General features: G+C 70.8%; 21 protein-coding genes. 13 read left to right on the top strand and 8 right to left on the bottom strand.

What is annotated here, in order from left to right; all coding sequences use genetic code 11:
* Positions 1 to 195 precede the first annotated feature (195 nt).
* From thiL to AAHF99_RS01985, 6 genes are all read right to left on the bottom strand, one after another.
* Positions 196 to 1,194 (bottom strand): thiamine-phosphate kinase, encoded by a 999-nt coding sequence (gene thiL / locus AAHF99_RS01960; RefSeq protein ID WP_412759832.1) that lies wholly within the window; start codon positions 1,192 to 1,194, stop codon positions 196 to 198.
* On the bottom strand, positions 1,191 to 1,715 hold the full coding sequence (gene nusB / locus AAHF99_RS01965; RefSeq protein ID WP_342162427.1) for a transcription antitermination factor NusB: 525 nt from the start codon (positions 1,713 to 1,715) through the stop codon (positions 1,191 to 1,193). Before nusB ends, thiL begins: the two co-directional genes overlap by 4 nt.
* Positions 1,716 to 1,726: 11 nt before the next feature.
* A complete protein-coding gene (gene ribH, locus AAHF99_RS01970) occupies positions 1,727 to 2,209 on the bottom strand; it encodes a 6,7-dimethyl-8-ribityllumazine synthase (protein WP_243959354.1) in 483 nt (160 codons plus the stop codon).
* 72 nt (positions 2,210 to 2,281) lie between these two features.
* Positions 2,282 to 2,845: a carboxymuconolactone decarboxylase family protein gene (locus AAHF99_RS01975; protein WP_342162428.1), complete on the bottom strand. Its 564-nt coding sequence runs from the start codon at positions 2,843 to 2,845 to the stop codon at positions 2,282 to 2,284.
* Between the two features lie 5 nt (positions 2,846 to 2,850).
* Entirely contained in the window at positions 2,851 to 4,386 is a 1,536-nt protein-coding gene (gene hisS, locus AAHF99_RS01980; protein WP_342162430.1) for a histidine--tRNA ligase, read from the bottom strand.
* Between the two features lie 94 nt (positions 4,387 to 4,480).
* Positions 4,481 to 4,984 carry a DUF3429 domain-containing protein gene (locus tag AAHF99_RS01985; RefSeq protein ID WP_342162431.1) on the bottom strand — a complete coding sequence of 168 codons (504 nt, stop codon included), beginning with the start codon at positions 4,982 to 4,984 and terminating at the stop codon, positions 4,481 to 4,483.
* A gap of 361 nt (positions 4,985 to 5,345) precedes the next feature.
* Here AAHF99_RS01985 and rho point away from each other — a divergent pair, with 361 nt between their 5' ends.
* From rho to AAHF99_RS02035, 10 genes are all read left to right on the top strand, one after another.
* Positions 5,346 to 6,689, top strand: a complete 1,344-nt coding sequence (gene rho, locus AAHF99_RS01990; protein WP_342162432.1) for a transcription termination factor Rho — start codon at positions 5,346 to 5,348, stop codon at positions 6,687 to 6,689.
* Positions 6,690 to 6,791: 102 nt separating this feature from the next.
* Entirely contained in the window at positions 6,792 to 7,415 is a 624-nt protein-coding gene (locus AAHF99_RS01995) for a PAS domain-containing protein (RefSeq protein ID WP_243959344.1), read from the top strand.
* Between the two features lie 159 nt (positions 7,416 to 7,574).
* Entirely contained in the window at positions 7,575 to 8,186 is a 612-nt protein-coding gene (locus tag AAHF99_RS02000) for a Maf family protein (RefSeq protein ID WP_342162433.1), read from the top strand.
* Between the two features lie 18 nt (positions 8,187 to 8,204).
* Complete coding sequence (locus AAHF99_RS02005) at positions 8,205 to 9,167, top strand: cation diffusion facilitator family transporter (protein WP_342162434.1); 963 nt, start codon at positions 8,205 to 8,207, stop codon at positions 9,165 to 9,167.
* Complete coding sequence (locus AAHF99_RS02010; RefSeq protein ID WP_342162435.1) at positions 9,164 to 9,994, top strand: shikimate dehydrogenase; 831 nt, start codon at positions 9,164 to 9,166, stop codon at positions 9,992 to 9,994. Before AAHF99_RS02005 ends, AAHF99_RS02010 begins: the two co-directional genes overlap by 4 nt.
* The gene (gene coaE, locus AAHF99_RS02015; RefSeq protein ID WP_342162436.1) at positions 9,991 to 10,620 is read left to right on the top strand and encodes a dephospho-CoA kinase; all 630 of its coding nucleotides are present in this window, start codon (positions 9,991 to 9,993) and stop codon (positions 10,618 to 10,620) included. Before AAHF99_RS02010 ends, coaE begins: the two co-directional genes overlap by 4 nt.
* A gap of 31 nt (positions 10,621 to 10,651) precedes the next feature.
* Positions 10,652 to 11,371 carry a DNA polymerase III subunit epsilon gene (gene dnaQ, locus AAHF99_RS02020; RefSeq protein WP_342162437.1) on the top strand — a complete coding sequence of 240 codons (720 nt, stop codon included), beginning with the start codon at positions 10,652 to 10,654 and terminating at the stop codon, positions 11,369 to 11,371.
* Positions 11,372 to 11,463: 92 nt separating this feature from the next.
* Positions 11,464 to 11,883, top strand: coding sequence for a CopG family transcriptional regulator (locus AAHF99_RS02025; protein WP_342162438.1), 420 nt, complete (start codon positions 11,464 to 11,466; stop codon positions 11,881 to 11,883).
* 26 nt (positions 11,884 to 11,909) lie between these two features.
* Entirely contained in the window at positions 11,910 to 13,115 is a 1,206-nt protein-coding gene (locus AAHF99_RS02030; RefSeq protein ID WP_342162439.1) for an extracellular catalytic domain type 1 short-chain-length polyhydroxyalkanoate depolymerase, read from the top strand.
* A gap of 22 nt (positions 13,116 to 13,137) precedes the next feature.
* Complete coding sequence (locus AAHF99_RS02035; protein ID WP_342162440.1) at positions 13,138 to 14,022, top strand: TIGR01459 family HAD-type hydrolase; 885 nt, start codon at positions 13,138 to 13,140, stop codon at positions 14,020 to 14,022.
* Positions 14,023 to 14,026: 4 nt separating this feature from the next.
* On the opposite strand, the gene AAHF99_RS02040 is transcribed toward AAHF99_RS02035, so the two are convergent.
* A complete protein-coding gene (locus AAHF99_RS02040; RefSeq protein WP_342162441.1) occupies positions 14,027 to 15,412 on the bottom strand; it encodes an aminotransferase-like domain-containing protein in 1,386 nt (461 codons plus the stop codon).
* A 111-nt stretch (positions 15,413 to 15,523) separates the two neighbouring features.
* Between AAHF99_RS02040 and AAHF99_RS02045 the strand changes: the two genes are divergently transcribed.
* Both AAHF99_RS02045 and AAHF99_RS02050 read left to right on the top strand, forming a co-directional pair.
* A complete protein-coding gene (locus tag AAHF99_RS02045) occupies positions 15,524 to 15,790 on the top strand; it encodes a hypothetical protein (RefSeq protein ID WP_342162442.1) in 267 nt (88 codons plus the stop codon).
* A gap of 94 nt (positions 15,791 to 15,884) precedes the next feature.
* On the top strand, positions 15,885 to 17,498 hold the full coding sequence (locus AAHF99_RS02050; protein WP_342162443.1) for a putative bifunctional diguanylate cyclase/phosphodiesterase: 1,614 nt from the start codon (positions 15,885 to 15,887) through the stop codon (positions 17,496 to 17,498).
* A gap of 27 nt (positions 17,499 to 17,525) precedes the next feature.
* Here AAHF99_RS02050 and AAHF99_RS02055 read toward each other — a convergent pair whose 3' ends face one another.
* Positions 17,526 to 17,795 (bottom strand): hypothetical protein, encoded by a 270-nt coding sequence (locus tag AAHF99_RS02055; protein ID WP_243959322.1) that lies wholly within the window; start codon positions 17,793 to 17,795, stop codon positions 17,526 to 17,528.
* A 262-nt stretch (positions 17,796 to 18,057) separates the two neighbouring features.
* Here AAHF99_RS02055 and AAHF99_RS02060 point away from each other — a divergent pair, with 262 nt between their 5' ends.
* Entirely contained in the window at positions 18,058 to 18,183 is a 126-nt protein-coding gene (locus tag AAHF99_RS02060) for a hypothetical protein (RefSeq protein ID WP_279598080.1), read from the top strand.
* The last annotated feature ends 92 nt before the right edge of the window (positions 18,184 to 18,275 follow it).

The raw sequence follows: 18,275 nt of genomic DNA on the forward strand, positions 1-18,275 counted from the left end.
TCGGCCGTTGAGGCCGCGGGACGAGACGCTCGGATTCGGGGCTTTCCTTCCCAGAACCATGCATTGATTGCCAAACTTCGCCGCAGAGCGCAAACGAGACCTTCGGGTCATCGGTGTTTATGGTGCGATGCGAAATAAAAAGCGCTTTGCCGGCGCGTGATCTTCGCAGATGCGACGCCGCTCGACTTGGCGGCGTCAGAAGTGGCTGAAGGATCCGGCCGCGAAGACGCGGTGCGTGCCGTCCGCCATCGCGAAGGCGGGCGGGCCATCGCCCGCGACCACCGTGCCGACGGCGCTCATCGGGATTCCGGTGGCCTCGGCCTCGGCCAGGAAGGCGTCGAGGCGTTCGGGCGGGACGGTGCAAAGGATCTCGTAATCGTCGCCGCCGGTCAGGATCGGCGCGATCAGGCTGGGCTCGGCGGCGAGGGCGGCCGTCGCAGCGGGCGAGAGGGGCAGGGCCTGCGCCTCGACGAGGGCCCCGCGCCCGTCCCCCACCATCTTGGCGAGGTCGCCCGCGAACCCGTCCGAGACATCCATCGACGCACTGGCGTGGCGGCGCAGGACCGGCGCGAGGGCGAGGCGCGGGCACGGATGCAGATAGCGGTCGGCGAGGTGGTCGCGCATCGCGCCGTCGAGGGCGGAGGCCCAGGCGGGTTGCCGCCGGAGGAGGAGCCCGAGGGCGCCGTCGCCCAGGGTGCCGCTGACGCAGAGGCGGTCGCCGATCCGCGCGGTCGTGCGCCGCACGATCCCGCCCTCGGGCACCTCGCCGAAGACGGTCACGCCGATCAGCGCCGGGCCGCCGGAGCGCACCGTGTCGCCGCCCAGCAGCGGGCAGCCGGCTTCCCGCGCCGCCTCGCCGAGCCCCGCCGTGAAGGCCGCGAGCCACGCCTCCGTCCAGTCGTCGGGCAGGGCCAGGGTCAGGAGAAAGCCGCGCGGCACGGCGCCCTTGGCGGCGATGTCCGACAGGTTCACCCCCAGCGCCTTGCGGGCGATGGAGGTGGGGGGATCGTCGGGGAAGTAGTGGACGCCCGCGACGATGGCGTCGGTGGTGAGGACGAGGTCGCAGCCGGGGGAGGGCGTGAGGGTGGCGGCGTCGTCGCGCATCCCGTCGGCGCCGGGGCCGGCGAGGGGGGCGAAGTAGCGGGCGATCAGCCCGTCCTCGCTCGGGCGCGGCGCCCCCCCGGACACGCTCAGCCCCGCTTCGCGCCGGGCTTGTTGGCAACCTCGTCGGGGCGGACCTGCCGGGCGAGGCGGTCGAGGACGGCGTTCACGAGGCCGGGCTCGTCGGCGTTGTAGAAGCTATGCGTGACGTCGACGTATTGCGAGATCGCCGCACGGGCCGGCACGTCGGGACGGAACATCAACTCGTAGGCGCCCGCGCGCAGGATGGCGCGCAGGACGGTCTCGATCCGGCGCAGGGGCCAGCCCTGGCTCAGGGCGGCATCGAGCTGCGGGTCGATGGCGCGCTGCTCGTCCACGACGCCGCGCAGGAGATCGCGGAAGAAGGCGGTCTCGGCGGGGGGATGGACGATGCCGTCGATCTCCCGGCCGATCCAATGGGCCTCGAACTCGGCCAGCGCGTCGAGGACGCCCTTGCCGGAGATGTCCATGTCGTAGAGCGCCTGCACCACGGCGAGCCGGGCGCCGCTGCGCGGGTTGATCGGGGGGGACTTGCCCTCCTGGGCGCCCGCCTGCGCGGGCTGGCCGTCGGCCATGCGGTCCTCCGTCATCGCGCCGCCGCCCGCTTGATCGCCAGCACCGCCAGCGCCGCCTCGGCCGCGCCGCCGCCCTTGTCCTGCTCGGAGACGCGGGCGCGGGCCCAGGCCTGCTCCTCGTTCTCGACGGTCAGGATGCCGTTGCCGAGCGGAATGTGCCGCTCGACCGACAGGTCCATGAGGGCGCGGGCGCTCTCCCCGGCGACGATGTCGTAATGGCCGGTCTCGCCACGGATCACGCAGCCCAGCGTCACCACGGCGTCGTAGGCGCCGGTCTCGTGGAGGATGGCGACGGCGGCGGGGATCTCCAGGGCGCCGGGCACGGTGACGACATGGGCCTGCGCCCCGGCGGCCTCGATGGCGGCGCGGGCGCCGGCCAGGAGTTCGTCGGCGAGGCCGTCGTAATAGCGGGCTTCGACGACGAGGATGCGGGCTCCGGCGACGCTGGGGTCGGCGGGGCGGCGCGCAGCGTCGGCGCGGGTATGGGCGACCATGGCTCTCGTCCGGCCGGAGGAAGAAGGATGGCGGGGGTTAGACCGAAGCGGCCGCCGCCACAAGCGGGGGCGTCACGGCACCAGCGGCGGCAGCGGGCGCGGGGCGCCCTCCGGCAGGGCCGTGCGGGCGACATTCATCGTCATGGCGAGGAGCGCGTAGTAGCCGTTGATGCCGGTGAGATCGATCGCGCCCTGCTCCCCGAACCGGGCGACGAGGGCCGCGTAGGTCGGGTCGCTCACCGCGCGGTTGCGCTGCAGTTCGAGGGAGAAATCGTAGGCCAGGGCCTCGTCCTCGCTCATCGTGGTCGGGCGTCGTCCTTCCGCGAGGGCGGCGGCCGTCTCGGGGGCGACGCCGGCCTTGAGGGCGATGGGGTGGTGGATGTGCCACTCCACCTGCTGGCTCCATTCCCGCGCGACGATCAGGATCGCGAACTCGCTGATCCGCAGGGGCAGGATGCTGTTGTAGCGCAGGTAGAGCCCCATCCGGCTCGCGCACTGCATCATCTCGGGGCTGCGCAGCAGCGGCGTGAACGGCCCGAAGACCGGCACGCCGCGCTCGGCCTGGAACGCGGCGGCGGCCTCCCGCTGCCCATCGGTGAGGGCCTCGGCCGGGAGGTCCGGCATGCGGTCGGTCATGAGACTCACCCCTGCACAGCCGAGAAATGCCGCGCCAGCACGGCGCGGACCTCGGCCACCATGTCCATCTCCGCGCAGGAGAACTGGGCCGGGCGGGCGGCCTTCCACTCGGCGTTGCTGGCGATGTTTTCGGCGGCGCGGGCGCCCTCGATCAGGTCCTTGATCTGGACCTCGCCGGCCACGCGCTCGTTGGAGCCCTGGATGATCGCCACCGGCGCCTTGCGGCGGTCGGCGTATTTCATCTGCGCCTTCATGCCGGCGGTGCCGAGGTAGAGCTCGGCCTTGATGCCGTCCGCCCGCAGGAGGGCGACGAGGCGCTGGTAATCGGCCATGTTCTCGCGGTCGAGGACGAGCACCACCACCGGGCCGGGGGCCTCGGTTCCGGCGAGCAGCGGGCTCTTCACCAGTTGCAGGGCCGAGAACAGCCGCGAGACGCCGATGGAGAAGCCGGTCGCCGGCACGGGCTCGGTGCGGAAGCGTCCGACGAGCCCATCGTAGCGTCCGCCGCCGGCCACCGAACCGAAGCGCACCACCTGCCCGTCCTCGTTGGTGACGGGGAAGGTCAGTTCGGCCTCGTAGACCGGGCCGGTGTAATATTCGAGGCCGCGCACCACGCTCGGGTCGGCGCGGATCACGTCGTGGCCGTAGCCCGCCGCCCCGCAGAGGCGCATCATCGCGTGCAACTCCGCGATGCCCTCGCGGCCGGTCTCGGACTCGCCCACCGCCGCGTGCCAGCCCTCGAAGAACCGTTCCCAGAACGCCACCCGGTCGGCACCCTCGCCTGGATCCGCCTGAAGGGAGACGTAGGCGAGGATGCGCTCGGCCGCCGCCTCGTCGAGGCCGGCGCCCTTGGTGAAGTCGCCGCTCTCGTCCTTGCGACCGCGCCCGAGGAGGTCGCGCACGCCGTCGACGCCGAGGCGGTCGAGCTTGTCGATGGCCCGCAGCACGGTGAGGCGCTGTCCGGCCTTGTCGGCGCCCGCGAGGCCGGCGGCCTCCATCACCCCGTCAAGCACCTTGCGGTTGTTGACCTTCACCACGAACTGCCCGGCCAGCCCGAGGCGGTTCAGGGTGTCGGCCATCAGCATGCAGATCTCGGCATCGCCCGCCACGGTCGGCGCGCCGACGATGTCCGCGTCGAACTGCATGAACTGGCGGAAGCGGCCCGGCCCCGGCTTCTCGTTGCGGAAGACATAGCCGTTGCGGAAGCTGCGATAGGGCTTGGGCAGGGAATCGAAGTTCTCGGCCACGAACCGGGCCAGCGGCGCGGTCAGGTCGTAGCGGAGCGACAGCCACGCCTCGTCGTCGTCCTGGAAGGAGAACACGCCGGCATTCGGCCGGTCGAGGTCGGGCAGGAACTTGCCCAGCGCCTCGGTGTACTCGACGAAGGGCGTCTCCAGCGCCTCGAACCCGTAGAGTTCGAAGCTCGTCCGGATCGTCTCCAGCATCCGCGCCTGCGCGGCGATCTCGCCCGCGCGGCGGTCCACGAAGCCGCGGGGCAGGCGGGGCTTCAGGGTGTCGGCCCGGTTTTCGCCCTTCGACATGGCTGTGATTCGTTTCGCTTTTCGCCGCGCCCCGAGGGGGGCTTCTCCCGGCCGGCTCTAGCGCAGGCGGTCGGGAAGCGGCAAGCGCGGCCCGTCAGTAGGGGGCGTTGAGCTTGATCCAGAGCAGCACCGCGAGGCTCACCACGGCGATCGGCATCTGGATCGGCCGCAGGCGGGCATGGGCCAGGGGCACGCTGCCGCTGCGGGCCTCCAGCGGGTCGAGGATGGCCACCAGCGCGTAGCCGAGGATCAGCATGGACAGGCCGAGGACGACCTTGCCCGTCACGACGGTGATGAGGCTCCCGAGGCCGAGCCCGTAGAGGACGAGCATCGTGACCATCTGCGACAGGCGCGGGCCGCCCTCGGTGCGGAAGCTGACGCCCCGGTGCACGCCGGCCAGGAAGCACAGGATCGAGGCCGCGTAGAGCAGCGTCACGAGGATCGCGAGGTAGTCGAGGGGCTCGCCCTGGAGCCACCACGCGGCGGCGGCGCCCGCCGCGATCGGCACCATCGGCCCGAAGCCGAACACGATGTCGAGCCACGGGACCCGGCGCGGTTCATGGGTGACGATGGTGCGGCCGGTGGCGTCGTCGAGCATGGAAAAGGTCTTTCGCAATCCTGTCGCCGGTCGGGGCGAAGGCTCCCGCACGGCCTTCGCTGCGGCGCGGTGAACGGCAGGGGGAACGGGCGCGCGGGGGAGGGGTTCCCGGCGCCGCCGAGGCCTGCAGGCGGGAGCCCCTTGAGCCTGCGGCGAAAACACGGTAAGTAAGCCTTGCCCTCCTCACAAGGTCAGCGCCGTAGCGCGCCGGTGAGCCTTCAGGGTCCTGCCAAGACGGTCCGCCAAAGTCGATGTACGGGCTTCACGCCGCGGTGCGGCCCGCCCTCCGGCGCCTCTCCCCGGGGCGTTTGGCGCGAAACCGACCTCCCTGTCCCGTCCCTTCGTCGGTCTTATACACTCCATGACGCCAGACTCCGACGCCCTCGCCGATCTTGAGACCGTTGAGCCGGCCGAGACTCCCATCGCCGCCCTCGAGGGCATGCGCGAGGTGAAGCTCTCCGAACTCAAGGCCAAGACGCCGACCGAGCTCACCGCCTTCGCCGAGGAGGTCGAGGTCGAGAACGCCTCGACCATGCGCAAGCAGGAGCTGATGTTCGCCATCCTGAAGCAGCTCGCTTCGAAGGATGTCGAGATCATCGGCGCCGGCACCGTCGAGGTGCTGCAGGACGGCTTCGGCTTCCTGCGCTCCAGCGACTCGAACTACCTGCCGGGGCCGGACGACATCTACATCTCGCCGACCCAGATCCGCCGGTTCGGCCTGCGGACCGGCGACACCGTCGAGGGGCCGATCCGCGGCCCGAAGGACGGCGAGCGCTATTTCGCGCTCCTCAAGGTCAATACGATCAATTTCGAGAACCCTGAGAAGATCAAGCACAAGGTCCATTTCGACAACCTGACGCCGCTCTTCCCCACGAAGCGGTTCAAGCTCGAGCTGGACAACCCCACCAAGAAGGACTTCTCGCCCCGCATCATCGACATCGTGGCCCCGATCGGGAAGGGCCAGCGCGCCCTGATCGTGGCGCCGCCGCGCACGGGTAAGACCGTGCTGATGCAGAACATCGCGCAGTCCATCACCCTCAACCACCCCGAGTGCTACCTCATCGTGCTGCTCATCGACGAGCGGCCGGAGGAGGTCACCGACATGCAGCGCTCGGTGAAGGGCGAGGTCATCGCCTCCACCTTCGACGAGCCGGCCACCCGCCACGTGCAGGTCGCCGAGATGGTGATCGAGAAGGCCAAGCGCCTCGTGGAGCATGGCCGCGACGTGGTCATCCTGCTCGATTCGATCACCCGCCTCGGCCGCGCCTACAACACGGTGGTGCCGTCCTCCGGCAAGGTGCTGACCGGCGGTGTCGATGCCAACGCCCTGCAGCGGCCGAAGCGCTTCTTCGGCGCCGCCCGCAACATCGAGGAGGGCGGCTCGCTCTCCATCATCGCCACGGCGCTGATCGACACCGGCTCGCGCATGGACGAGGTGATCTTCGAGGAGTTCAAGGGCACCGGTAACTCGGAGATTATTCTCGATCGGAAGGTCTCCGATAAAAGAATCTTCCCCGCCATCGACATCACCCGGTCGGGCACCCGGAAGGAAGAACTTCTCGTCCCGCCGGATTCTCTTAAGAAGACCTACGTGCTGCGCCGCATCCTCAACCCGATGGGCGTCACTGATGCGATTGAATTCTTGCTGGACAAGCTCCGTCAGACGAAAACGAACACTGACTTCTTCGACTCGATGAACACCTAAGTTTGATGTGGACTTTGGTACGAACGGCTTGTCTAGCGGTTAAGACTCACTAAATGCTTTCCCCGGGCCACAGTTTGTGGGGGGCGATCGATGGGAATGCGGGTGAGCCGTCAGACGGAATCGCCGACGGTCAGTGACGTTGTCGGGCTGTGGCAGGTCGATGCGAGCACCGGACTCGCGACGCTCGACGCGCAGGCGACGGCGATGATGAAGGTCGAGGGCTACAGCCCCGGCCAGCCCGTCCATCTGGAGGAGGTGATGAGCCGCCTCCAGGGGGAGGATCGCGACGTGATGCGCGAGATCCATCTGGACGTGACGCGCAACGGCGGTCCCTTCCTGAGCGAATTCCGGGTCATCGATGCGGCGGGCGACATCCGCTGGATCCAGTGCCGCGGCCAGTACGCGCTCGGCGAGGGCGGCGTGATGACCGGCCGGGGCGTGCTGGTCGACGTCACCGACCTCCATGCCTGGTCGGGGCCGATCCCGAGCCAGAGCGCCGTCCTGACGGTGCGGCAACCGCCGATGGCGGCGCCCACGGTCCCGTCCGATCCGCTGGCGGAGGCGGCCGACCTCGCGGTGCAGCTTCGCACGTCCCTAGGCCGGACGGGCCACGGCGCCCTCCGGCTCGCCGCCGACCTTCTCCTCTGGGAGATCAACACCGCCATCGCCGAGCGGCATGTGATCAGCGACATGCCGGTTCCCGGCCTTTCGCGCCGGTCGCGTTGACATTCGGCTAACCGATTCCTGCCAAGGTCTGCGCAGGGGTCAGGTGGCGTAACGACCCCAGCGACAGCCCCGCTGCCCGGTTCGAATCCGGCGGTGGGGCGCGTCGCACAGCACGGCTCATCCCCTTGCGGCAGCGAAGCGTTCCGTGACACTGGGACGATGACCTCCCCCTGGCTCGGCTCGGCGCCGCTCCTCCTCGCCTCGACCAGCGCGACACGGCGGCTGCTCCTCGACAGCGCGGCCCTGCCCGTCGAGACAGAATCGCCCGGCGTCGACGAGCGCGCGGTGGAGGTGGCCTCCGCCGGCCTCTCGCCCGTCGAACTCGCGCAGGCGTTGGCCCGCGCCAAGGCCGAGGCGGTCGCCGCCCGCCATCCCGACCGGGTGGTGATCGGCGCCGATCAGGTGCTCGCCCTCGACGGCATGGTGTTCCACAAGCCCGCCGACCTGGATGCCGCACGGGAGCATCTGGCCCGTCTCGCGGGGCGCACCCATGCGCTGCATTCCGCCGTCGCCCTGGTGCGGGACGGGCGGACCGATCTCTTCGTCGAGACAGCACGGATGACGATGCGCCCCCTCGCAGCGGAGGCCATCGAGGCCTACCTCGCCTGTGCGGGCGAGGCGCGGGTCCGTGCCAGCGTCGGCGGCTACCAGCTCGAAGGGCCGGGCATCCACCTGTTCGCGCGGGTGGAGGGCGACCACAGCACGGTCCTCGGCCTGCCGCTGATGCCGCTGCTCGCCCGGCTGCGGGACGCCGGCCTGCTGCGCTTCTAGGACGAGGGGGACCGATCCTTGGCAGGACACGACCATTCGCATGGGAGCCATGGCCACGACGGCCATAGCCACGCGGGCCATTCCCATGGAGGCCATTCCCATGCGCCGAAGCATTTCGGCACGGCCTTCGCCCTCGGCATTGCCCTGAACACGGTCTTCGTGGTGGTGGAGGCCGGCTACGGCTACGCCGCCAACGCGATGTCCCTCGTGGCCGATGCGGGCCACAACCTGTCCGACGTGCTCGGCCTCGTCGCGGCCTGGGTCGCCTCGGTGCTGGTGCGCCGCCAGCGGACGGCCCGCTTCACCTACGGGCTGCGCGGCTCCTCGATCCTGGCGGCGCTGTTCAACGCCGTGTTCCTGCTGATCGCCATGGGGGCGGTGATGTGGGAGGCGGTGGTGCGCCTCGTCCACCCGGAGCCGGTGGCGGGGGGGACGGTGATGGTGGTGGCCGCCATCGGCATCCTCGTGAACGGGATCACGGCGTGGCTGTTCGCGAGCGGCGCAAAGGACGACATCAACATAAGGGGCGCCTTCCTGCACATGGCGGCGGACGCGGCGGTCTCGGCCGGCGTGGTGGTGGCGGGCCTCGTCATCTGGATGACCGGCCAAGCCTGGATCGATCCGGCGGTCAGCCTCGTCGTGGCGGGCCTCGTGGTCTGGGCGACCTGGGGACTCCTGCGCGACAGCGTCGCCATGTCCCTGAACGCGGTACCGCCACAGATCTCCCCCGCCGTCGTCGAGGGGTTCCTGCGCGAGCGCCCCGGTGTGTCGGACCTGCACGACCTCCACATCTGGTCGATGAGCACGACGAGCGTCGCGCTCACCGCCCATCTGGTGATGGCGCAGGGGCATCCCGGCAACGGCTTCCTCGTGGAAACCTGCGAGGGCCTGCGCGCGCGGTTCGGCATCGGGCACGCCACCCTTCAGATCGAGGAGGCGGGCGGGCCCGATTGCCGCCTCGCCGGAGCCTGCGCGGCATGATCCGGGCCTTCGTCACCGGGCATCCTATCGCCCATTCGCGCTCGCCGCTGATCCACGGACATTGGCTCGCCGAGCACGGCATCAGCGGTTCCTACGAGCGGATCGACGTGCCGCCGGCCGACTTTCCCGCCTTCCTGCGCGGCCTGCCCGGATCGGGCTTCGCGGGGGGCAACGTCACCATCCCGCACAAGGAAGCCGCCTTCGCGCTGGCCGACACGCTGACGGATCGGGCCCAGCGCATCGGTGCGGTGAACACCCTCGTCGTCGGCGGCGACGGCCGGGTCCACGGCGACAACACCGACGCGCCGGGCTTCTGCGCCCATCTCGACCAGAGCCTCGGCCCCGCATGGCCGCAGCGCGGCGAGGCGGTGATCCTCGGCGCGGGCGGTGCGGCGCGGGCCATCGTGGTCGGCCTCGCGGAGCGCGGCGTCGCCCGCATCCGCGTCGCGAACCGTACGCCGGCCCGGGCCGAGGCGGTCGCCGCCCTCGCGCCGGGCATCGCCCAGCCGCTGGCCTGGGACGACCTGCCCGCCGCGCTGGAGGGGGCGGGGCTCCTCGTGAACACGACCTCGCTCGGCATGAAGGGCCAGCCGGCCCTCGACATCGACCTCGCGCCCCTCCCGGCCGGGGCGGCGGTGGCGGACATCGTCTATGCGCCCCTGGAGACCGACCTCCTCGCCGCCGCACGGCGGCGGGGGCTTGCGGCGGTCGACGGGCTCGGGATGCTGCTGCACCAGGCGGTGCCGGGCTTCGCGGCGTGGTTCGGTACGCGCCCGCAGGTGACGGCGGCCTTGCGCGATCTCATCGTCGCGGATCTCCGGCCGTGAGCGGCAAGCCCTTCGTCCTGGGGCTCACCGGCTCCATCGGCATGGGCAAGTCGGCGACCGCCGCCCTGTTCGCCCAGCGCGGCGTGCCGGTCCACGACGCCGACGCGGCGGTCCACACCCTCTACGGGCCGGGCGGGGCGGCGGCTGAGGCCATCGGGCGCGAGTTTCCCGGAACACTCGACGCGCAGGGCGGCGTCGACCGCGCAGCCCTGCGGGAAGCGGTGCTCGGGGACGCAACGCGGCTCAAGCAGCTCGAATCCCTCGTCCATCCGCTGGTGCGGCGGGAATCCGAGGCGTTCCTCGCCCGGCACGCGGGGGCACCGCTCGTCGTCCTCGACATCCCGCTCCTCTACGAGACCGGTGGCGAGGGGCGCTGCGACGCCGTCGCGGTGGTGAGTGCCCCGGCCGCGATCCAGCGCGACCGCGTCCTCGCCCGCCCCGGCATGACCGAGGCGGCCTTCGCGGCGATCCTCGCCAAGCAGATGCCGGACGCGGAGAAGAGGGCGCGGGCCGATTACGTCATCGACACCGGGAGCGGCTTTCCGGCGGCGGAAGCGGCCGTGGCGCGGATCGTGGCGGACCTGACCGCCTCACCGCCGGTGGCTCCCATTCCCGGAAAGGCGTAGGGTCTCTGCCCGACCGGCAGGGCCAGACAGAATGCTGCGCGAGATCGTCCTCGACACCGAGACCACCGGCACCGAAGCCCAGAACGGCGACCGCCTCATCGAGATCGGCGCCGTGGAGCTGTTCAACCACATTCCCACCGGCCGCACCTTCCACTGCTACGTCAACCCGCAGCGGGCAGTCTCCGAGGGTGCCTTCGGGGTGCACGGCTTGTCGGACGCGTTCCTCGCCGACAAGCCGGTCTTCGCCAAGATCGTGCCCGACCTCCTCGACTTCCTGGGTGACGCCCGCCTCGTCATCCACAACGCCCCGTTCGACGTTGGCTTCCTCAACATGGAATACGCCCGGCTCGGCGCCGAGGCCCCACCGCCGATCCGGCTGGAAGACGTGGTCGACACCCTGCCCATGGCCCGGCGCAAGCATCCGGGCGCGGCCAACAACCTCGATGCCCTCTGCTCCCGCTACGGCATCGACAATTCCCGCCGCACCAAGCACGGGGCGCTCCTCGACGCGCAGATCCTCGCCGAGGTCTATGTCGAGTTGCTCGGCGGCAAGCAGACGAGCCTCGGCCTCCTCGTCGCGGAGGCCGCCGCGCCCGCGTCCGCCGACCTGCCCAGTCTCGGAGGGCCTGCCCCGCGCGCCTTCCGCAGCCGCCTCACCGATGCCGAACGCGAGCGCCACGATGCCTTCCGCGCCGGTCTCGGCGCCAACGCGATCTGGTCGGATTACATCGGGGCCGCCGACCCGGCCTGAGCCGCGCCCGGATGCTGCAATGCGGTGGGCTTCTATTGCAATGCAAAATTGACCCTCTATATACCATCCACACGGATGGTAGAGAGTCAGCGATGGCACAGGGCCAGGGGCTGGCCGGCACGCGGGTGCCGGACAGCGAGAAGATCACGATCAACCTTGGCCATGTCGATCTGGGCTATGTGGACCTGCTCGTCGCGGAGGGCGTCTATGCCAACCGCAGCGATTTCATCCGCACGGCGATCCGCAACCAGATCGGGCGCCATTCCGACATCACCAAGCAATCGGTGGAGCGCCGCAGCGTCGAGCTGGGCCTCTGCCGGATCGGGCGGGCCGACCTCGAGGCGGCCCGTGCCGAGGGGCGGATGCTCGACATCCGTGTCCTCGGGCTCGCCATGATCGGGCCCGACGTCACCCCCGAACTCGCCCGCGAGACCATCGGCACGTTGACCGTGCTGGGCAGCCTTCAGGCCAGCCCTGCCGTTCGTGCGGCGCTGGCCGACCGCCTGCGCTGACCGCAACCCGAGACGAGGCGACCCCCATGTCCGACATCTTCGGCAAGTTCGACCCCAAGTCCGGGAAGCGTTCCTCCGGCGATCCCCTCTCCGATCTCGCGGAGGCGACCCGCCTCACCGGCCTCGGCCGGCTGGAGGAGGCGACCGCCCTCATCCAGCGCACCCTCACCGGGCGCGGCGGATCGCAGACCCCGACACCCCATCGTCACGGCGCCGCCGAGCCGTCGCCCGCCCTGCGCGTCCGCGAGGTGGTGGAGACTGTGGTGCGCGGCATCGCGCCCGTGCTGAAGGGCCTCGGCCACCGCCAGCCCGCCCCGGCCCCGGAGCGGAGCAGCGGCGGCAATGCCGGCGGACCTGGCGCCTTCCTGCCCCGCAGCCACGCGGTCGCCGCCGGGTCGCGGGACTACAAGCTCTTCGTGCCGAGTAGCCCGCAGACGCCTGCACCCCTCGTGGTGATGCTGCACGGCTGCACCCAGAACCCGGACGATTTCGCCGCCGGCACCGGCATGAACGTGCTGGCCGAGCGCCTGGGGCTGTTCGTGGCCTATCCGGCGCAGAGCCGGTCGGCCCACCCGCAGAAATGCTGGAAGTGGTACGATCCGAGCGACCAGAGCCGTGAGAGCGGCGAGCCGGCGATCATCGCGGGCATCACCCGCGCGATCATGGAGGCCTATCCGATCGATCCGGCGCGGGTCTACATCGCGGGCATGTCGGCGGGGGGTGCGGCGGCACTCAACATCGCCCATGCCTATCCGGACCTCTACGCCGCCGTGGGCGTGCATTCGGGCCTCGCGGCCGGCTGCGCCCGCGACCTCGGCTCGGCGCTGATGGCGATGCAGGTCGGCGCCCCCGGCCTCGGCACCGGGCCGAGCTTCGGCGCCCCGGTCGCGAACAAGCGCATCCCCACCATCGTCTTCCACGGCATGGAGGACAACACGGTGAGCGTGCGCAACGCCGACCAGATCCTTGCACAGGCCGAGGCCGCCGGCCTCGCCGCGAGCGCGGAGCGGTTCGAGGGGGCGAGCGACCGCTTCGGCGGCCATCCCTTCACCCGCACCCGCTTCACCGACCGCCAGGGTCGGGTCGTCGTGGAGGATTGGCGCATCCGGGGCGCCGGCCATGCGTGGTCGGGCGGAAAGCCGGAAGGCTCCTACACCGACCCGGAGGGGCCGGATGCCTCGCGGGCGATGCTCGACTTCTTCGCCGAGCACACGCTGGCGAAGTCCCAGTGATGCCAACGACCAGGATTGTTCGATGACCGCGCCGATCCCCACCCTCGCCGGCCTGTCCGGAATCGCGGAGGAGCGCGACCTGATCCTCTGCGACGTCTGGGGCGTGCTCCATGACGGCCAGAAGGCGCATGTCGCGGCGGGCGAGGCGCTGATCCGCTTCCGTGCCCTGCCGGGCCCACGGCGGCGGCGGGTGGTGCTGGTCTCGAACGCCCCCCGTCCGGGGGACGGCGTCGGGCGGATCCTCGACCGGTTCGGCGTCCCGCGCGAGGCCTACGACGCGATCCTCACCTCCGGGGACCTCACCCGCGAACTGATCGCGGCCCGGCCCGGCGCGCAGATCCGGCATCTCGGGCCCGAGCGCGACCTCGGCGTGTTCAAGGACCTCGATATCACCCTCGTGCCGGAGGGTGAGGCCGACCTCGTCGTCTGCACGGGCCTGTTCGACGACCGCGCCGAGACGCCCGACGATTACCGGGACGAACTCACCCGCCTCGCGACGCGCGGCCTGACGATGATCTGCGCCAACCCCGACCTCGTGGTCGAGAGCGGCAACCGGCTGATCCCCTGCGCCGGCCTGCTCGCCGCCGCCTACGCCGATCTCGGTGGCGCGGTGGTCTATGCCGGCAAGCCGCACCGGCCGGTCTACGAGGCAGCCCTTGCGGTCGCCGCCTCCCTCGACGGCGGCCCGCCCGACGACAAGGGCCGCGTCATCGCCATCGGCGACGCCATCCGCACCGACATCGCCGGGGCGAGCGCCTTCGGCATCGCGAGCCTCCTCGTCGCCCGAGGCATCCACGCGGAGGAACTCGGCGTCACGGCGGACCACCACACCCTCGGCGACATCGCCGAATGGCTCGGCCGGCAGGCGGTGCATCCCGACGCGGTGATCGAGCGGCTGGTCTGGTAGGGCTTTACCCCAGCACCGCCCGCAGGCCTTCCATCACCCGCGGGTCGGCGCAATGGCCGACGTTGAAGCGCAGGAAGTCCCGCCAGCCGCCGGAGGGGCTGAACACCACGCCGGGGGCGAGCAGCATGTTGCGCGAGAGGGCGCGGCGGGCGACGTCGGCGGCGTCGCGCCCGTCCGTCAGGTGCATCCAGAGGAAGTAGCCGCCGCGCGGCTCGGCCCAGATCCGCAAGCCGCAGCCTGACAAATCGCGGGAAACCTGCGCCATCGCCCCCGCCAGCCTCCGGCGGGTCTCGGCCACGGTGCGGCGGTAGCTGCCGTCGGTCAGGAGGCCGTGGGCCAGGGCGGCGCAGACATGGCCGTTGCCGAGGCTCAGCGCGAGCTTCAGGTCGACCAGGGATTCCACCCAATCCTGCCGCAGGGCGATCCAGCCGCAGCGGGCGGCGGCGGTCAGCGTCTTCGAGAAGCCGCCGATCTGGATCACCCGCTCGAACCCGTCGAACCCGGCGAGGCGCGGCGCCGCATCGGGTTCGAGATCGCCGAAGATCTCGTCCTCCACCACCAGGGTCTCGTGCGCCTCGCACAGGCGTAGGATGCGGTGGGCCGTGGCCGGAAGGAGGCTCGTGCCGGTCGGGTTCTGCAACGCCGAGTTCGTCAGGTAGAAGCGCGGCCGATGCTCCGCGAGGAGCGTGGCGAGCGCCGCGAGGTCCGGCCCCTCCGGCGTCATCGGCACGCCGATCACCGTCGCGCGCTGCGCCCGCAGCAGGGCGACGAAGTTGAAGTAGCAGGGATCGTCCACCAGCACCGTGTCGCCCGGCTGGAGCAGGAACCGGCCGATCAGGTCCAGCGCCTGCGTCGCGGAATCCACGAGGACGATCTGGTCCGGGTCGGCCACGACGCCCTTCTCGGCGCCACGCCGGGCGATCAGCGCCCGCAGTGGGCCGTAGCCGAGGGGCTGGTCGTAGCGGGTGAGCATGGCGGTCTCGGCGCGGGCCACCGCCCGCAGGCCCCGCCGCACCGCCTCGTCGGGCAGCCAACTCTCCGGCAGGTTGCCGCCTCCCGGCGTCATCATGGTCGAGCCGGCGAGCGCCGATTGCTTGGCGAGCCAGAGCGGCTCGACCGCTCGGTCGAGCTCCGGCCCCATCGCCTTCAGGCAGAGGGGCCTCGTCTTGCCCGCCACGTAGAAGCCCGAGCCGGGGCGCGAGACGATGGCGCCCTCGGCGGCGAGGCGCTCATAGGCCTCCACCACCGTCGATTTCGACACGCCCATCGCCTCGGCCTGGGCGCGCACCGACGGGATGCGCGCGCCGGGGGGCAGTGCCCGCGCGGCGATGCGCTGGCGGATGCCGGCGGCGACGGCCTCCGTCCGGCCGACTTGATCTGCGAGGCTCATCCGTACTGGTCCTTCGCCCGGACAATTCGGGCGAACCGTACGAAATCGTCCCTGTCTTGCCCAGGGCGTTGGCCGCATCCTGGCGCCTCGTTGTCGCGAGAGGAGACGGCCATGGTGGCGGAGCGTTGGCGCAGGGCATGGGATCGGATCGCGGCGGGGCTGCGCGAGGAATTCGGCCGCTCCGCGATGAACCGCCGCGTCCTCTACCGCCTCACCGCCACGGGCGAGGCCGATCTCGCCCGGCTCGGCCTGACGCCCCGCGACGTGCGCGAGGCCGCCGCGCCGGACGTCGCGGACGCGACCGCCTTCCTGATGGCGCGGCGTGCCGCCCGCGACGCGTTTTCGCTGCAATGCAAACGATCGGTTCAATGTGAATGAGCGAACCCCTGCCCCCGAAGGTGATCTTTCGGACATCGGCTTCACGCCGTTTTAGGTGATCGGTGGTGTCATGCGGCCGCAAGAGGTGGCCGTAATGACCAAGGCGACGATCAAACAGTGGCGGAAGGGCGAACTCTACGAGACGTTATGCCTGCTCCTGATCGGGGCGGGGATCTGGTTCGTCGGGATCACCCTCGGTTCCTTCGACGTGCTCCATGAGGCCGTGCAGGCCTACCGGCTCGGGGATTTCATGATCCTTGGCGCCTGCATGGGCGTGGCGATCTGCGGCGCCAGCATCCGCAAGTCGATCCTGATGCGCCGTCTCATGCTGGAGCGCGACGCCGCCGCCGCGAATGCCGAGGCCATCGCCCGCCACGACGGCCTCACCGGCCTCGCCAACCGCCGCCGCTTTCTCGAAGAGGTCGAGCGGGTGCGCCAGAACGCCTCGGGCGAACTTCTCGCGGTGCTGCTCATCGATCTCGACCGGTTCAAGCCGGTCAACGACCTGTACGGCCATGCCGCCGGCAACGCGGTGCTCTGCGCCGTCGCGGAGCGGCTGACCGGCCTGCTGCCCCAGGGCGGCGTCGCGGCCCGGCTCGGGGGCGACGAGTTCGCCCTCCTCGTTCCGCTCACCCACGGCAGCGAGGGGCTGACCCGCCTCGCCCAGAGCGTGATCGCCGCCATCGCCACGCCGATCAACTGGAGCCAGAACGAACTCAAGGTCGGCGCCACGGTGGGCGTCGCGGCGGTCTCGGCCGAGTATGCGGATTCCGACGCGATCCTGCACGCCGCCGACCTCGCCATGTACCAGGGCAAGAAGGAGGGGCGGGGCACCTACCGCTTTTTCCGCAGCGCCATGGACGAGGAGCTGCGCGCCCGCGCCCGTCTGGAGGCGGAGCTGCGCACGGCGATCGAGCAGGGGGCGATCGAGCCCTTCTACCAGCCGGTCGTGGCCCTGCCGCACAAGGAGATCGTCGGCCTGGAGGTGCTGGCCCGCTGGCGCCACCCGGAGCGGGGGCTGATCAGCCCGAACGAGTTCATCCCCGTCGCCGAGGAAACGGGCATGATCGCGGAACTGAGCTACAACCTGATCCGCCGCGCGTGCCTCGACGCGCGAGATTGGCCCGCGCATCTGGTCCTGGCGGTGAACATCGCCCCGCACCAGTTCCAGGACGTGTGGCTGGCCGAGCGGATCCTCGCCATCCTCACCGAGACGGGCTTCCCGCCGGGCCGGCTCGAGGTCGAGATCACCGAAAGCGCCCTGATCCAGGATCTGGAGGCGACGCGGGCGACGCTCACCTCTCTGCAGCGCCTCGGTGTGCGCATCGCGCTGGACGATTTCGGCACCGGCTATTCCAGCCTGTACCACCTCCGCGAGCTGAAGTTCGACAAGCTGAAGATCGACCGCAGCTACGTCGACGCCATCACCATGAGCGACGAGCGCGCGAAGCTGGTGGATGCCATCATCAAGCTCGGGTCCAGCCTGGGGCTCGCCACCACCGCCGAGGGCATCGAGACCGACGCCAGCGTCGATTGGCTCTCCGACCAGGGCTGCGATTTCGGGCAGGGCTACCTGTTCGGCCGGGCCATGCCGAAAGCCGAGATGGACGACATCCTGCGCGGGCCGGCGGGGGACCGGGCCCCCGTCGTGATCCTGCCCGAGGCCGTGCCGCGGGAGGCGATCATCACCTTGGCGCGGGCGTCCTGACCGCGTCCCGGCCGGGAGCGGAGCGCCTCAGCGGGCCTCGCTCACCCGCCGGGTGGCCTTCTGCTCCTTCTTGTAGGCGGTGATCGCCGAGGAGCAATCGGGCGAGAGCTTCTTCATGTTGGCGCGAAAGCAGGCCTCGACCTCCGGGCCGCCGGGGGCGAATTCGCTGCACAGTTCCATGTAGTCGCCGGTGCAGGACCGCTTCAGCGCGTCCCGCGCGGGCGAGGACTCGGCGAGGGACACGGCGGGGGCCGCGCCGAGGGCGAGGGCCAGCAGAGCCGCCAGGGTCTTGGACATCGGACTTCCTTCCACTCAACAACCGCAGGGACGCGCCCGTGGGGCGCAAACCGGCGAAGGCGAGCGGATGCCCTCCGACCATGGCATGAACGTGACGCAATCCTGACGGGGTTCTGCGCCCCTCGCCATGCTCGGGCTGCACCGGGGTCCCGTACGATCTGCCGCAGGCTCGGTGTCTCCGTGTCCACACTGTTGCCCGCTTTGAGGTGCTCACTGCGATTTCGCGGCGCGTTGTGGCCGCAGTGCCACGGAGTTCTCCGCCGTGTTCAAGACCGTCCTCGCGCTCCTGACCGTCCTCGTCGTCGTCGCCCTGGGCGGGTTGATCAAGCTTCCTCTCCTGCCCTTCCGCATGGTCCGAGACCTCCTGCGCCGGCACGCCGCCGCCTGAGGATCGGGTTGGGGGCCTCCTGTCGATCTGCTATGCGCGGGCCTTTCCCGCCGCGCGCTCGCTTCCGGTGAGCGCATCATAGGAGGACGGGG

It is taken from the genome of Methylobacterium litchii (assembly GCF_038442315.1).
GTDB lineage: Bacteria > Pseudomonadota > Alphaproteobacteria > Rhizobiales > Beijerinckiaceae > Methylobacterium > Methylobacterium litchii.